This window comes from Nocardioides iriomotensis, assembly GCF_004168035.1.
Classification (GTDB): Bacteria; Actinomycetota; Actinomycetes; order Propionibacteriales; family Nocardioidaceae; genus Nocardioides_B; species Nocardioides_B iriomotensis.
Map to the genome: position 1 here is coordinate 206,689 of NZ_SDPU01000034.1, position 13,021 is coordinate 219,709.

Genomic DNA, 13,021 nt, shown 5'->3' on the forward strand with positions numbered 1-13,021 from the left:
GTCCAGCGGCGGGTCAGTCGAGCGTCCCGGGCTCCTGGGACAGCGACTCCCGGAGCTGGGCGAGCGTGCGCGCGAGCAGCCGCGACACGTGCATCTGCGAGATGCCGATCTCAGCGGCGATCTGCGACTGGGTCATGCCGCGGAAGAACCGCAGCGTGAGGATGTGCTTCTCGCGCGGGTCGAGCGCCTCGAGCAGCGGCTTGATCGTCTCGCGGTTCTCGACGTGCGAGAGCGCCTCGTCGTCCTCGCCGATGACGTCGATCATGCTCAGCGCGCTGTCCTCGCTGTTGTCCGGCGCGTCGAGCGAGAGCGTGGAGTAGGCGTTGGCCGACTCCAGGCCCTCGATGATCTCCTCGTCGGAGACGCCGACCTTCCGCGCGAGCTCGCTCACGGTGGGGGAGCGGCCGAGGTCCTGGGTCAGCTCCGCGGTCGCGGACGAGATCGTGATCCGCAGCTCCTGCAGCCGGCGCGGCACGCGGATCGCCCAGCCCCGGTCGCGGAAGTGCCGCTTGATCTCGCCGACGATCGTCGGGGTCGCGTAGGTCGAGAACTCCACGCCGCGCTCGAGGTCGAACCGGTCGATCGCCTTGATCAGGCCGATCGTGCCGACCTGGAGCAGGTCGTCGAACGGCTCGCCGCGGTTGAGGAACCGGCGGGCGAAGTGCTCGACGAGCGGCAGGTGCAGCCGGACCAGCTGGTCGCGCACCTCGGCGCGCTCGGCCTCGGAGAGGTCGGTCGCCAGCTCGTGGAAGAGGGCCACGCTCCGCGTTCGCATCTCCGCGAGCGACTCGCGCCCCTCCTCGGCGGTCATCCCCCGGCTCACTCCGGCTCGGCCGTGTTGCGGGACAGGGTGATGGTGAGACGGTCTCCGTGGACCTCGGCGCTCACCGACGAGGTGAGGGCGGCGAGGACGGTCCAGGCGAAGCCGTCGCGGCTCGGCTGGCGCGGCTGGTCGCACACGGCCGACACGGCGACGTCGAGCCGGCCCGTGCCGAGCGTGAACGCGCAGGTGAGGTCGGAGCCCTCCTTGGCCTGGGGCAGCACCATGGCGCAGGCCTCGTCGACCGCGATCCGCAGGTCCTCGATGTCGTCGAGGGTGAAGTCCAGCCGCGCGGCGAGCCCGGCGGTCGCCGTACGGAGGACGGCGAGGAACGCGGAGTCGGCGGGGATCCGGAGCTCGACGTCCGGGGTGGAACCGGACACGCGGGTACCTCCCTTTGCTTGCTCTTCACGTGCGACGACGGGGTCGGAAGCCCACCCGGGGGATGGGCAACCGACCCCGCCAGCAGCTGCCGAGGCCGTCTCTCCCGAGGCGGACGGCCCACAGTCTGTCAGGACAGCGTCAGGACTTCTTCGTCTCCCAGAAGATTTCGGCGATCTCGTCGATCTTGGCGAGCAGGTCGTCGGCGACCTTCGCGTCCAGCTCGCCCTTGGTGCCGGTGGCTCCCGCGAGCTTGGTGGCCTCGTTCACGAGGGTGTGCAGCTGGGGGTACTTCTCGAAGTGCGGGGGCTTGAAGTAGTCGGTCCACAGCACCCAGAGGTGGTGCTTGACCAGCTCCGACCGCTGCTCCTTGATCAGGATGGCGCGGGTGCGGAAGTCGGGGTCGTCGTTGTCGGCGACCTTGGCGATGATCGCCTTGACGGACTCGGCCTCGATGCGGGCCTGGGCCGGGTCGTAGACGCCGCACGGCAGGTCGCAGTGCGCCTGGACGTCGATGGTGGGGGCGAAGAGACGGGCGAACATCCCGGTCACTTGTGGATCCTCTCTGTCGTTGTCGCAGGCACGGGGTGGCGTGCCCGGGTACGTCGTGCAGGGGTCGTGCAAGTCAGCCACCTGCGACACTACTCCCGCGCGAGCGGGGTCTCGCGGGCGGTTCACCAGGAGGTTTGGTACCCATGTCGACGGGAGCCACGCGTCCGCCACGTCGGCTCGGGCTGGCCGTGGTGCACGGGCGATCGATGCTCCCGACGCTGCGCGAGGGGGAGCGGCTGCTCGTCCTGCACGGCGCCGTACCCCGACCGGGTGGGCTGGCGGTCTGCCGGCTTCCGGCGGGCGTCGTCGCGGTGAAGCGGGTGGAGGCCCGCGGCCCCGGTAGCTGGGCGGTGGTCTCCGACAACCCCGAGGGTGCGAGCGCGGTGGTCGACGACGGCGACGTGCTGGCCGTCGTGCTGGCCCGGGTCTGGCCGCGCCCCCGCCCGTTCTGAGCGGTTCCGCGTGGTGCGGGTCACCCATCTTGGCCCTCGGGACGTGCGCCCACGCTGTGGAACACTGCCCGAATGGCCGACACTCGCGAGCAGGATCCCGTCTTCGAGCTCCACGTGGGCGGCAAGATGGCCATCGTCTCGACCGTGGCGCTCGAGGGCCGCGACGACCTGTCGATGGCCTACACGCCCGGCGTCGCCCGGGTCTGCGAGGCGATCGCGGCCGAGCCGGCCCTGGCCGACGACTACACCTGGGTCTCCAACACCGTCGCGGTCGTCACCGACGGCACCGCCGTGCTGGGCCTGGGCGACATCGGCCCGTCCGCCGCGATGCCGGTGATGGAGGGCAAGGCGGTGCTGTTCAAGCAGTTCGCCGGCGTCGACGCCGTCCCGATCTGCCTGGACACCAAGGACACCGACGAGATCGTGGAGACGGTCGCGCGGCTCGCCCCGAGCTTCGGCGGGATCAACCTCGAGGACATCTCCGCGCCGCGCTGCTTCGAGATCGAGGAGCGGCTCAAGGCCCTGCTGGACATCCCGGTCTTCCACGACGACCAGCACGGTACGGCGGTCGTCGCGCTCGCCGCGCTCGAGAACGCCCTGCGGCTGACCGGCCGAGCCCACGCCACCACCCGGGTGGTCGTGTCGGGTGCGGGAGCCGCCGGCGTCGCGGTCGCCAAGATCCTGCTCGAGGCCGGCATCACCGACCTCGCCGTCACCGACCGTCGCGGCGTGCTGCACTCCTCCCGCGGCGACCTGACCCCGGTGAAGAAGGCGCTGGCCGAGCAGACCGCCGACAAGACCGGCCGCACCGGCACGCTCGCCGACGTGATGGCGGGGGCCGACGTCTACATCGGCGTCTCCGGCGGCACCGTGCCCGAGGAGGTCGTCGCGACGATGGCCGACGACGCGATCATCTTCGGGCTCGCCAACCCCAACCCCGAGGTGCACCCCGAGGTGGCCCACCGGCACGCGCGGGTCGTCGCCACCGGCAGGTCCGACTACCCCAACCAGATCAACAACGTGCTGGCGTTCCCCGGCATCTTCCGGGGCGCCTTCGACGTGCGCGCCACCGCGATCACCGAGGGCATGAAGCTGGCCGCCGCCGAGGCGCTGGCCGCCCTCGTCGGCGACGAGCTGAGCGAGGACTTCGTCGTGCCGTCGCCGTTCGACGCCCGCGTCGCCCCGGCCGTCTCCGCCGCGGTCGCCGCGGCCGCCCGCGCCGAGGGCGTCGCCCGACGCTGAACCGCGATCCGCGGCCCGCGTGTGACGTGGGCCCTAAGCCCGGTCACCGCCGGGCCACTAGGGTCGGCAGCATGTTCGCCGTCTACGCAGAGTCCTTCTCGACCGACGACCCGCTGTCCGGCCTGGTGGTCGGCGAACGACCCGATCCCGAGGCGCCGGACGGCTGGACGACCGTGACGGTCAAGGCCGCCTCCCTCAACCACCACGACGTGTGGTCGCTGCGCGGCGTCGGGCTCAAGGAGGACGCGCTGCCGATGATCCTCGGCTGTGACGCGGCCGGGTACGACGAGGACGGCAACGAGGTCGTCGTGCACGCCGTCGTCTCCGACCCGTCCTGGACCGGCGACGAGACCCTCGACCCGAGGCGGTCGCTGCTCTCCGAGCGCTACCAGGGCACCTTCGCCGACAAGGTCGTCGTGCCCAAGGGCAACGTGGTGCCCAAGCCGCCGTCGCTGTCGTTCGAGGAGGCCGCCTGCCTGCCGACGGCCTGGCTGACGGCGTACCGCATGCTCTTTGTCCAGGGCCGCCTCAAGCCCGGCGACACCGTGCTCGTGCAGGGAGCGGGCGGTGGCGTCGCGACGGCGCTCATCGCGCTCGCCCACGCCGGCGGCCTCAAGGTCTTCGCCACCAGCCGCGACGAGACCAAGCGCAAGCGCGCCCTCGAGCTCGGCGCCGACGAGGTCTTCGAGAGCGGCGCGCGGCTGCCGGTCCGCGTCGACGCGGTCATGGAGACCGTCGGCAAGGCGACCTGGTCGCACTCGGTGAAGTCGCTGCGCCCCGGTGGCCGCATCGTCATCTCCGGTACGACGTCCGGTCCCGACGTGTCCAACGCCGAGCTGACCCGCGTCTTCTTCCTGCAACTGGAGGTGATCGGGTCGACGATGGGCACCCGTCAGGAGCTCGCGTCGCTGGTGAACATGCTCGACGCGACGGGCGTGCGGCCGGTCATCGACCGGGTGCTGCCGATGGAGCAGGCGCGCGACGGGTTCGCCGCGATGGCCGACGGCGACCTTTTCGGCAAGGTGGTCTTCACCCGCTGACGCGGCGGGTGTCGCCCGACACCAGCGCCCGGACGCCGACCGCGACCAGCCACCACGCCCACGGGCAGGCGAGCACGCCGCCGGCGCCGTCCCACCAGGTGTTCATGCCGTAGCCCGGTTCCGCGGCCGACGCGTCGGCGACCGCCCGCACCGTGAGCAGGCCGAGCACCACAGCGGCGACCAGCGTGACCGGCAGCTGCCAGGTCGTGGTCGACCAGCGCCGGAAGGCCAGCGCGCCCAGCAGCAGCACCAGCGTGGTGGCGCCGTACGCCCCCGCGGCCACCGCGTAGTCGTCCGCGTCCGCGCCCGAGCCGCCGATCTGGAACGCCACCGCGAACCAGCCCACCACCAGCCCGGTCAGCGCGGTCAGCACGACGCCGCAGCCGGTCAGCACACCCACGAGCAGGGTGCGGTCGATGCGGGGGCGGCGGTGCACGGCGGTCTCCATGCGTCGATCGTCGCGACCGGACCCGGCCGTCCGCATGAGTCGTCGTACTCAACACCTCGACGCCGATGAGTTCCCGACGCGGCCGCGGTCTCAACGGGCATGACGACGACGAGCGGCCTCACCTCCCCGCGCGAAGCGACCCCGACCAGGGAGCCCAACCCCTACGCCGTGCTGCGCTGGCTGGTGGCGGCCACCTTCATCGTGATTCTCAACGAGACGATCATGGTCAACGCGATCCCGCGCCTGATGACGGAGTTCGCCGTGACGGCGCGGGCGGCGCAGTGGCTGTCCACCGCCTTCATGCTGACGATGGCCGTGGTCATCCCGGTGACGGGCTGGTTCCTGCAGAAGGTCAGCACCCGCACGGCGTACCTCGTCGCGATGACGGTGTTCTGCTCCGGCACCCTCGTCGCGGCGCTCGCGCCGGTGTTCCCGGTGCTGCTCGCCGGCCGCGTCGTCCAGGCCGCCGGCACGGCCGTGATGATGCCGCTGCTGATGACCACCCTGATGACCGTCGTCCCCGAGCACGACCGCGGCCGCGTCATGGGCAACGTGACGCTGGCGATGTCGGTCGCTCCCGCCCTCGGCCCGGCCGTGTCCGGTGTCGTGCTGCAGTGGCTGTCGTGGCGCTGGATGTTCGCCCTGGTGCTGCCCGTCGCGCTGGTCCTGACCGTGCTCGGCGCACGCCGGCTCGGGCGGACGGAGGCGCCGGGCGCCGGCAGCGTGGACTGGTGGAGCGTCGCCGCGGCGGCCCTCGGCTTCGGCGGCCTGGTCTACGGCCTGAGCCGGCTCGGTGCCGAGACCGCCGGCGGGCTGCCGGCGCTGCCGACGGTGCTCGTGTCCCTGCTCGTCGTCGCGGTCTTCGTCGCCCGCCAGCTGCGGCTGCAGCGCACGGGTGAGCCGCTGCTCGACCTGCGGGTGCTGCGCGAGCGGCCGTTCACGGTCTCGCTGGCCCTGATGTCGTTCGCGTTCATGGCGATGCTCGGCGCGATGATCCTGCTGCCCCTCTACCTCCAGGACGTGCTCGGCCTCACCGCCCTCCAGACCGGCCTGCTGGTGATGCCCGGCGGTGTCGTGATGGGGCTGCTCGGCCCGTCCGTCGGGCGCTGGTTCGACCGGCTGGGTGCCCGCCCGCTCGTCGTCCCGGGATCGGTCGGCATCCTGGTGGCACTCGGTGCGCTGACCACGGTCACGTCGCACACCGGCCCCTGGTTCGTGCTGGTCGCGCACGTGCTGCTGATGCTCAGCCTGGCCGCGGTGTTCACGCCAGTGTTCACCGTCGGGCTCGGCGCCCTGCCGATGCACCTCTACTCCCACGGCAGCTCGCTGCTCGGCACGCTCCAGCAGGTCGCCGCCGCGGTCGGTACGGCGGTCGTCGTCACCGTGATGTCGTGGCGGGCGGGCGTCCTGGCCGGCGGCGGCGCCGACCCGGTCGAGTCGCTGGTGGGCGGGATGCGCTGGGCCTTCGCGTTCGGCGCGATCGCCTCGGTCGCGGTCGTCGGGCTCGCCCTGCTGCTGCCGGCGAAGGCCGCCGCGGGGTCAGTCGACGTCGAGGACGTGGCGTAGGGGCTCAGTCGTCGGGGTCGTCGAGCCGGGCCAGCCAGGTGGCGAGCCGCTCGACGGGCACCTCGAACTCCGGGTTCAGGTCCACGAACTCCTGCAGCCGGTCGGCGACCCACGCCAGGGTGACCTCCTCGTCACCCCGGCGCTTCTCGAGCTCCTCGAGCCCGCGGTCGGTGAAGTACACCCGGCCTCCGTCAGCTGAACGCCTGCTGGAGGAGCTCCTTCTGCTCCTCCACGTGGCGGGAGTGCTGGCCCACCGACGGCGACGACGACTCGGGCCGCGAGACCCGGTAGAACGGCACCGGCAGCTCCGAGGTGAGGTGCAGCGCCATGTGCGGCCACGGACCCATGTTGGCGGGCTCGTCCTGCACCCAGCGCACCTCGCGGAGGTTGGGGTACTTCGCCAGCTCCGCCTTGATCTCGGCTTCGGGCCGGGGGTAGAGCTGCTCCAGCCGCAGGATCGCGGTGGTCGGCTCGTCGCCCTCGCGCTTCTTGCGCTCGACCATGAGGTCCCAGGTGATCCGGCCGCTGCACAGCAGCACCTTCTCGACCTTGTCGGCCACTGCCGCGGGGTCCGGGACGACCGGCTGGAACGTGCCCTCGGTGAAGTCGGCCGGCTGCGACGCGGCCTCCTTGCGCTTGAGCATCGACTTCGGCGTGAAGACGATCAGCGGGCGGTGCTCCTCGCCGAGCGAGTGCTGGCGGAGGAGGTGGAAGTGGCTGGCCGGCGAGGACGGCTGCGCCACGACGAACGCCTCGTCGGCGGCCATCGTCAGGAAGCGCTCGATGCGCGCCGACGAGTGGTCGGGACCCTGGCCCTCGTAGCCGTGCGGCAGCAGCAGCACGACGCCGGACTGCTGGCGCCACTTGGTCTCGCCCGAGGTGATGAACTCGTCGATGATCGTCTGCGCGCCGTTGACGAAGTCGCCGAACTGCGCCTCCCACAGCACGAGCGCGTCGGGCCGGGCCACGGAGTAGCCATACTCGAAGCCCATCGCGGCGTACTCGGAGAGCAGCGAGTCGTAGACGTAGAACTGGCCCTGCTCCTCGGTGAGGTTGGCCAGCGGGGTCCACTCGTCGGCGTTGTCGCGGTCGATGATCGTGGCGAACCGCTGGACGAACGTGCCACGCCGGCTGTCCTGGCCGGAGAGCCGCACGGGGCGACCGTCCATCAGCAGCGAGCCGAACGCGAGGATCTCGCCCGTGCCCCAGTCGATCGGGCCGTCGGTGATCGCGGCGGCCCGGCGCTGCAGCTGCGGCAGCACCTTGGGGTGCACGGTGAAGCCCTCGGGCGCGTTGACGTGGGCGTCGGAGATCCGCTTGAGGGTCTCGCGGGAGATCGCCGTCTTGGTCTCGCCCGCGGACTTCTCGGGGTAGTCCGGGACGGTCGTCCACTCCTGCGGCGCCTGGGTCGCCTCGCGCACCTCGGTGAAGACCCGCTCGAGCTGCTGCTGGTAGTCGCGCAGCACCTGCTCGGCCTCCTCCAGCGTGATGTCGCCACGCCCGATGAGGGACTCGGTGTAGAGCTTGCGGACCGAGCGCTTCTGCTCGATGAGGTCGTACATCAGTGGCTGGGTGTACGACGGGTCGTCGCCCTCGTTGTGCCCGCGACGGCGGTAGCAGACGAGGTCGATGACGACGTCCTTCTTGAACGCCTGGCGGTACTCGAAGGCCAGCCGCGCGACGCGGATGCAGGCCTCGGGGTCGTCGCCGTTGACGTGGAAGATCGGCGCCTGGACCATGCGCGCGACGTCGGTGCAGTACAGCGACGAGCGCGACGAGGCCGGCGAGGTGGTGAAGCCGACCTGGTTGTTGACGACGACGTGGATCGTGCCGCCGGTGCGGTAGCCGCGCAGCTGGGAGAGGTTCAGGGTCTCGGCGACCACGCCCTGGCCGGCGAACGCCGCGTCGCCGTGGACGAGCAGCGGCAGCACCGGGAACGCCGCGCCCTTGTTGAGGACGTCCTGCTTGGCGCGGGCGATGCCCTCGAGGACCGGGTCGACCGCCTCCAGGTGGGACGGGTTCGCGGCCACCGACACCTTGATGTTCTCGCCGGAGCCGGCGGTGAACTCGCCCTCGGCGCCGAGGTGGTACTTCACGTCGCCGGAGCCCTGGACCGTGCGCGGGTCGATGTTGCCCTCGAACTCGCGGAAGATCTGGGAGTACTTCTTGCCGACGATGTTGGCGAGCACGTTCAGCCGGCCGCGGTGGGCCATGCCGATCGTGACCTCGTCGAGGTCGGCCTCGGCGGCCGCCTCACAGATCTCGTCGATCAGCGGGATCGTCGTCTCGCCGCCCTCGAGGCTGAACCGCTTCTGGCCGACGAACTTCGTCTGCAGGAAGGTCTCGAACGCCTCGGCCTGGTTGAGCTTGAGCAGGATGCGGAGCTGCTCCTCGCGGGGCGGCTTCACGTGCGGCTGCTCGACGCGCTGCTGGATCCACCGGCGCTGCTCGGGGTCCTGGATGTGCATGTACTCGATGCCGACCGTGCGGCAGTAGGAGTCACGCAGGATGCCGAGGATGTTGCGGAGCTTCATGAAGCGCCGGCCCTCGCCGCCGAACGATCCGGTGGCGAACTCCCGGTCGAGGTCCCACAGGGTCAGGCCGTGCGACTCGACCTCGAGGTCGGGGTGGCTGCGCTGCTGGTACTCCAGCGGGTCGGTGTCGGCCATGATGTGGCCGCGCACGCGGTAGGCGTGGATCAGCTCGAGGATGCGGGCCTGCTTGCTGATCTCGTCGTCGTGGCTCGCCGAGATGTCCTTGGCCCAGCGGATCGGCTCGTAGGGGATCCGCAGCGCGCGGAAGATCTCGTCGTAGAAGTCCTCCTCGCCGAGCAGCAGGCCGTGCAGGCGCTTGAGGAACTCGCCCGACTGCGCGCCCTGGATGACGCGGTGGTCGTAGGTCGAGGTCAGCGTCATGACCTTGCTGACGGCGTTGCGGGTCAGGGTCTCCTCGGAGGCGCCCTGGTACTCCGGCGGGAAGTCCATGGAGCCGACGCCCAGGATGCAGCCCTGGCCCTTCATCAGCCGCGGCACGGAGTGGTTGGTGCCGATCGTGCCGGGGTTGGTCAGGCTGATCGTGGTGCCCTGGAAGTCGCTGACGGCCAGCTTGTTGTTGCGAGCCTTGCGGACGAGGTCCTCGTAGGCGGTCCAGAACGACGCGAAGTCCATCGTCTCGGCGGCCTTGATCGACGGCACCAGCAGCTGCCGGGTGCCGTCGGGCTTCGGCATGTCGATGGCCAGGCCGAGGTTGATGTGCTTGGGCTGGATGAGCGTCGGCTTGCCGTCGATGACGTCGAAGCCGTTGTTCATCTCCGGCATGTCCTTGAGCGCCTTGACCAGGGCGTAGCCGATCAGGTGCGTGAAGGACACCTTGCCGCCGCGGGCGCGGGACAGGTGGTTGTTGATGACGATCCGGTTGTCCCAGAGCAGCTTGACCGGGACCGAGCGGACGCTCGTGGCGGTGGGGACGGTGAGGCTGACGTCCATGTTCTGGGCGGTGCGGGCCGGGGCGCCGCGCAGGGTGGTCAGCTCGGGGTCGTCGGAGGCGGCGGCCTTGGCGGTCGGCTCGGGCTCCTTGGGCACCGGCGAGGCGGCCGGCTGCGGCTTCGCCTTGGGGGCGTCTGGCCGGGGCTGGACGTCTCTGGCCGGGGTGGTCTTCGTGGGCGCCGCCGGAGCCGGCTTCGGCTCGGCCGCCGGGGTGGACGCGGGGGCGGCCTGCGCGGCCGGCTTCGGTGCGGCCTGCGCGGCCGGCTTCGGTGCGGCGGGGGCGGACGCGCCGCCGTTGCTGCCGGCCGGCTCCGCGGTGCCGCTGGAGGACGTCTGCTCACCCGGGGTGTAGCTCTTGAAGAAGGCCCACCACGCCTTGTCCACGCTGTCGGGATCCCGCTGGTACTGCTCGTACATCTCGTCGACGAGCCACTCGTTGGCGCCGAAGGCTGCCATCGGGTCGTCGGGGGCCGCACCTGCGGCCACATCGGATCCTGCGGGTGAAGACTCGGCCACGGCCTGGATCGCCTCTTCCGGTGAAACGTGATTCGTTGTCTTTAGGGTGGGGTGAACGGCTACCAGGCTAGTCCTTCGTCACAACTAAGTGCAGCCGGTCCCGGCCCGCGTCGGACCCGTGTTACGCGGGTCACTCGACGGCCCCTCCGAGCATGAGCCGTAGGAAGGAAATCCCGCATGCACCGCCTCCGTGCGCGCCCGTACGCCGCCGCGCTGGTCGCGCTCGCCCTGGCCGTGACCACCGCGTCGTGCACCGGCTCCGACGAGCCCGAGGGCGCCCCCAGCCCCGCCCCGTCGTCCGCACCCGCCGAGAGCCCGGCCACGAGCGACGAACCCGCCCCGGAGTCGGTCCAGCCCCGGGTCCGCGTGACCCGCGTCTCCGGGAGGCTCAAGCCGAAGGACCAGGAGGTTCTCGCCGACAACGTCGGCAAGGTGGTGAACGCCTACTTCGAGGACGCGTTCACCGGCGGCGCGTACCCCCGGACCTCCTTCGGGGACGCCTTTGCGACCTTCTCCGACGGCGCGGCGCGCCAGGCCGACGGCGACCGCGACCTGTTGACCAACCGGGTCCTCGGTCCGCAGACCGAGTCGGTCGTGGTCCGCCGGCAGACGGCGTACCTGTCGGTGCTGGCGCCGTACAAGGTCGCGGCGGGCGTGACCGCGACGGTGCACCTGCGCTTCGTGGCGGAGCGTGCCGACAAGCCCGCCAAGCGGGTCGACGTGAAGGGCCGGCTGATGCTGACCCGCAAGGAGAAGAGCGGAGGCTGGAAGATCTTCGGCTACGACCTGACCCAGGACGCCACGACCGCGGGGGAGGGTGGTGCCCGATGACGACCCTCCTCCCGGCGCTCGCCGGCCTCCCGGGACGCCAGCTGCGCCGGCTCCTCGTGCTCGGCCTCGTGCTGGCCGTCACCGCGCTCGTGGTGCCGACCCCGACGTACCGAGACGCCCCGGTCTCCCTGGTCAAGGGCCAGGGAGCGAGCGGCGTCGACCACAACCACAACGTCGTGTGGATCCTCTTCCTCGGCTCCGACGCGCGGCCGGGCCAGGGCATGACCCGCAGCCGGGCCGACGCCATCCAGCTCACCGGCGTCAACCTGAAGACCGGGCACGCGACGATGATCGGCATCCCGCGCGACTCCTACGTCCCGATCCCGGGTCACGGCCGCGACAAGATCAACGCCGCGATGTACTTCGGCGGCCCGAAGCTGATGGGTCGGGCCGTCGGCAACCTCGTCGGCGTGCAGCCCGACTACGTGTTCACCACCGGGTTCGCCGGCTTCCGCAAGATGGTCAACACCATCGGCGGCGTGACCGTGAATTCCCGCTTCGCGTTCTCCGACCCGGTGCGGCCGAAGGGCTACAAGGTCGGCAAGAACCACCTGACCGGGTTCCAGGCGGAGATCTTCGCCCGGATCCGCAAGTCGTTCCCGCGCGGTGACTTCGACCGTTCCGGCAACCAGCAGGACGTGATGCGCGGGATCCTCGCCCAGGTGCGCGGCGGGATGGACAAGCCCGGCTTCATGGAGCGCGGGGTGCTGTCGGTCGTGCGCAACATGAACACCGACCTCAAGCCGTCGCAGCTCTACAAGCTCGCCCAGGCCGGGACCCGGGTCGAGCAGAGGAAGCTGCGCGGCTGCGTGGTCCTCGGTGGGATCGGGACGGTCAACGGCGCGAGCGTGGTGTTCCCGAGCTACTCGCAGGCCCGCCGGATCGGCCGGGACGTGCGCAACGACGCCCGGCTCGACCACGGCTGCTGAGGCCGCTCGAACGCCCCGGGCCGGAGCGTCGGGTCAGCGGAGGACGACCTTGCGGGAGTGCGAGCGGTCCCAGTCGGCGCTGCCCTTGGTCACCGCGCGGAGCTTGAGCTTGCCGCCGGTGTAGCGGACCTTGACCTTGGCCTTGCCCTTCTCGTTGGTCTCGGCCTTGCTGCCCTTGACCTTGCTCCAGCCGCGCTCGGTCTTCTGCTGCAGGAGCACGGTGGCGCCGGCCTTGCGCTCGTAGCCGCCCGGCATCTCGTCGCGGCTCTTGATCTTGATCGCGACCTTCTGGCCCTTGCCGGGGTTCGTGGTCGACGGCTTGATCTCGGTGTTGGTGAACGGGTTGCGCATGGTGAACGTGGTCGGCGGCACCTGGGAGGTGTAGAGCGCGTCGTACTGGAGCCGACCTGACAGCGTGAACGTCCCGGGATCAACTGTGTCGCCGCAGACGCGGATCGCCATGACGCCCGACGTCGGGTCGCCGAAGGCCGACGCCGCAAAGTTGCTCTCCAGCGGCTTCCCGTCGGGGGCCGTATAGCCCAGGCTCAGGTACCAGTTCGAGGACGGGGACTCGAGCGACACGTTGTAGTTCGCGAGGTGGGCGACACAGGCGTTGTAGAGCACGCCCGGCGGTGCGGACGCGGTGGCCGAGGCGGCCTGCTGTGCCGACGCCGCAGGCACGCAGGCGAGCAGCACGGCGGCCGCGACGGCGGATGTGAGGACGGTGCGCACGATCGATCCCCCTGGATCCGAGAGAGT

13 protein-coding genes are annotated in these 13,021 nt (G+C 71.0%); 6 read left to right on the forward strand and 7 right to left on the reverse strand.

Going from position 1 to position 13,021, the window contains the following annotated elements:
• Positions 1 to 13 precede the first annotated feature (13 nt).
• The 3 genes from ETU37_RS19445 to sodN form a co-directional block, all read right to left on the reverse strand.
• Entirely contained in the window at positions 14 to 811 is a 798-nt protein-coding gene (locus ETU37_RS19445; protein ID WP_129989005.1) for an RNA polymerase sigma factor SigF, read from the reverse strand.
• An 8-nt stretch (positions 812 to 819) separates the two neighbouring features.
• Positions 820 to 1,203, reverse strand: a complete 384-nt coding sequence (locus ETU37_RS19450; RefSeq protein ID WP_129989006.1) for an ATP-binding protein — start codon at positions 1,201 to 1,203, stop codon at positions 820 to 822.
• Positions 1,204 to 1,342: 139 nt separating this feature from the next.
• The gene (gene sodN, locus ETU37_RS19455; protein ID WP_129989076.1) at positions 1,343 to 1,744 is read right to left on the reverse strand and encodes a superoxide dismutase, Ni; all 402 of its coding nucleotides are present in this window, start codon (positions 1,742 to 1,744) and stop codon (positions 1,343 to 1,345) included.
• A gap of 152 nt (positions 1,745 to 1,896) precedes the next feature.
• Between sodN and ETU37_RS19460 the strand changes: the two genes are divergently transcribed.
• From ETU37_RS19460 to ETU37_RS19470, 3 genes are all read left to right on the forward strand, one after another.
• Positions 1,897 to 2,205 (forward strand): S24 family peptidase, encoded by a 309-nt coding sequence (locus tag ETU37_RS19460; protein ID WP_129989007.1) that lies wholly within the window; start codon positions 1,897 to 1,899, stop codon positions 2,203 to 2,205.
• 72 nt (positions 2,206 to 2,277) lie between these two features.
• Entirely contained in the window at positions 2,278 to 3,447 is a 1,170-nt protein-coding gene (locus ETU37_RS19465) for an NAD(P)-dependent malic enzyme (protein WP_129989008.1), read from the forward strand.
• Between the two features lie 71 nt (positions 3,448 to 3,518).
• Positions 3,519 to 4,487, forward strand: coding sequence for a zinc-binding dehydrogenase (locus ETU37_RS19470; protein WP_129989009.1), 969 nt, complete (start codon positions 3,519 to 3,521; stop codon positions 4,485 to 4,487).
• Here the strand turns inward: ETU37_RS19470 and ETU37_RS19475 are convergent.
• Positions 4,477 to 4,935: a hypothetical protein gene (locus ETU37_RS19475; protein ID WP_129989010.1), complete on the reverse strand. Its 459-nt coding sequence runs from the start codon at positions 4,933 to 4,935 to the stop codon at positions 4,477 to 4,479. The genes ETU37_RS19470 and ETU37_RS19475 overlap by 11 nt on opposite strands.
• A gap of 99 nt (positions 4,936 to 5,034) precedes the next feature.
• Here ETU37_RS19475 and ETU37_RS19480 point away from each other — a divergent pair, with 99 nt between their 5' ends.
• Positions 5,035 to 6,501, forward strand: coding sequence for an MDR family MFS transporter (locus tag ETU37_RS19480; RefSeq protein ID WP_129989011.1), 1,467 nt, complete (start codon positions 5,035 to 5,037; stop codon positions 6,499 to 6,501).
• A 4-nt stretch (positions 6,502 to 6,505) separates the two neighbouring features.
• Here the strand turns inward: ETU37_RS19480 and ETU37_RS23340 are convergent, their stop codons facing one another.
• Both ETU37_RS23340 and ETU37_RS19485 read right to left on the reverse strand, forming a co-directional pair.
• Positions 6,506 to 6,682, reverse strand: a complete 177-nt coding sequence (locus ETU37_RS23340; RefSeq protein WP_165372610.1) for a DUF6104 family protein — start codon at positions 6,680 to 6,682, stop codon at positions 6,506 to 6,508.
• 10 nt (positions 6,683 to 6,692) lie between these two features.
• On the reverse strand, positions 6,693 to 10,442 hold the full coding sequence (locus ETU37_RS19485; protein WP_206054067.1) for a multifunctional oxoglutarate decarboxylase/oxoglutarate dehydrogenase thiamine pyrophosphate-binding subunit/dihydrolipoyllysine-residue succinyltransferase subunit: 3,750 nt from the start codon (positions 10,440 to 10,442) through the stop codon (positions 6,693 to 6,695).
• A 237-nt stretch (positions 10,443 to 10,679) separates the two neighbouring features.
• Here ETU37_RS19485 and ETU37_RS19490 point away from each other — a divergent pair, with 237 nt between their 5' ends.
• A complete protein-coding gene (locus tag ETU37_RS19490; RefSeq protein ID WP_129989013.1) occupies positions 10,680 to 11,333 on the forward strand; it encodes a hypothetical protein in 654 nt (217 codons plus the stop codon).
• Positions 11,330 to 12,262, forward strand: a complete 933-nt coding sequence (locus ETU37_RS19495; protein ID WP_129989014.1) for an LCP family protein — start codon at positions 11,330 to 11,332, stop codon at positions 12,260 to 12,262. The genes ETU37_RS19490 and ETU37_RS19495 overlap by 4 nt, the downstream gene beginning before the upstream one ends.
• Before the next feature lie 33 nt (positions 12,263 to 12,295).
• On the opposite strand, the gene ETU37_RS19500 is transcribed toward ETU37_RS19495, so the two are convergent.
• Positions 12,296 to 12,994, reverse strand: coding sequence for a hypothetical protein (locus tag ETU37_RS19500; RefSeq protein ID WP_129989015.1), 699 nt, complete (start codon positions 12,992 to 12,994; stop codon positions 12,296 to 12,298).
• Positions 12,995 to 13,021 lie beyond the last annotated feature (27 nt).

Bases quoted from the DNA above. Each gene is read 5' to 3' on its own strand.
- ETU37_RS19445 (WP_129989005.1), bottom strand. From the start codon at position 811: ATGACCGCCGAGGAGGGGCGCGAGTCGCTCGCGGAGATGCGAACGCGG.
- ETU37_RS19495 (WP_129989014.1), top strand. From the start codon at position 11,330: ATGACGACCCTCCTCCCGGCGCTCGCCGGCCTCCCGGGACGCCAGCTG.
- ETU37_RS19470 (WP_129989009.1), top strand. From the start codon at position 3,519: ATGTTCGCCGTCTACGCAGAGTCCTTCTCGACCGACGACCCGCTGTCC.
- ETU37_RS19460 (WP_129989007.1), top strand. From the start codon at position 1,897: ATGTCGACGGGAGCCACGCGTCCGCCACGTCGGCTCGGGCTGGCCGTG.
- ETU37_RS19465 (WP_129989008.1), top strand. From the start codon at position 2,278: ATGGCCGACACTCGCGAGCAGGATCCCGTCTTCGAGCTCCACGTGGGC.
- ETU37_RS19485 (WP_206054067.1), bottom strand. From the start codon at position 10,442: ATGGCAGCCTTCGGCGCCAACGAGTGGCTCGTCGACGAGATGTACGAG.
- ETU37_RS19490 (WP_129989013.1), top strand. From the start codon at position 10,680: ATGCACCGCCTCCGTGCGCGCCCGTACGCCGCCGCGCTGGTCGCGCTC.
- ETU37_RS19475 (WP_129989010.1), bottom strand. From the start codon at position 4,935: ATGGAGACCGCCGTGCACCGCCGCCCCCGCATCGACCGCACCCTGCTC.
- ETU37_RS19480 (WP_129989011.1), top strand. From the start codon at position 5,035: ATGACGACGACGAGCGGCCTCACCTCCCCGCGCGAAGCGACCCCGACC.
- sodN (WP_129989076.1), bottom strand. From the start codon at position 1,744: ATGTTCGCCCGTCTCTTCGCCCCCACCATCGACGTCCAGGCGCACTGC.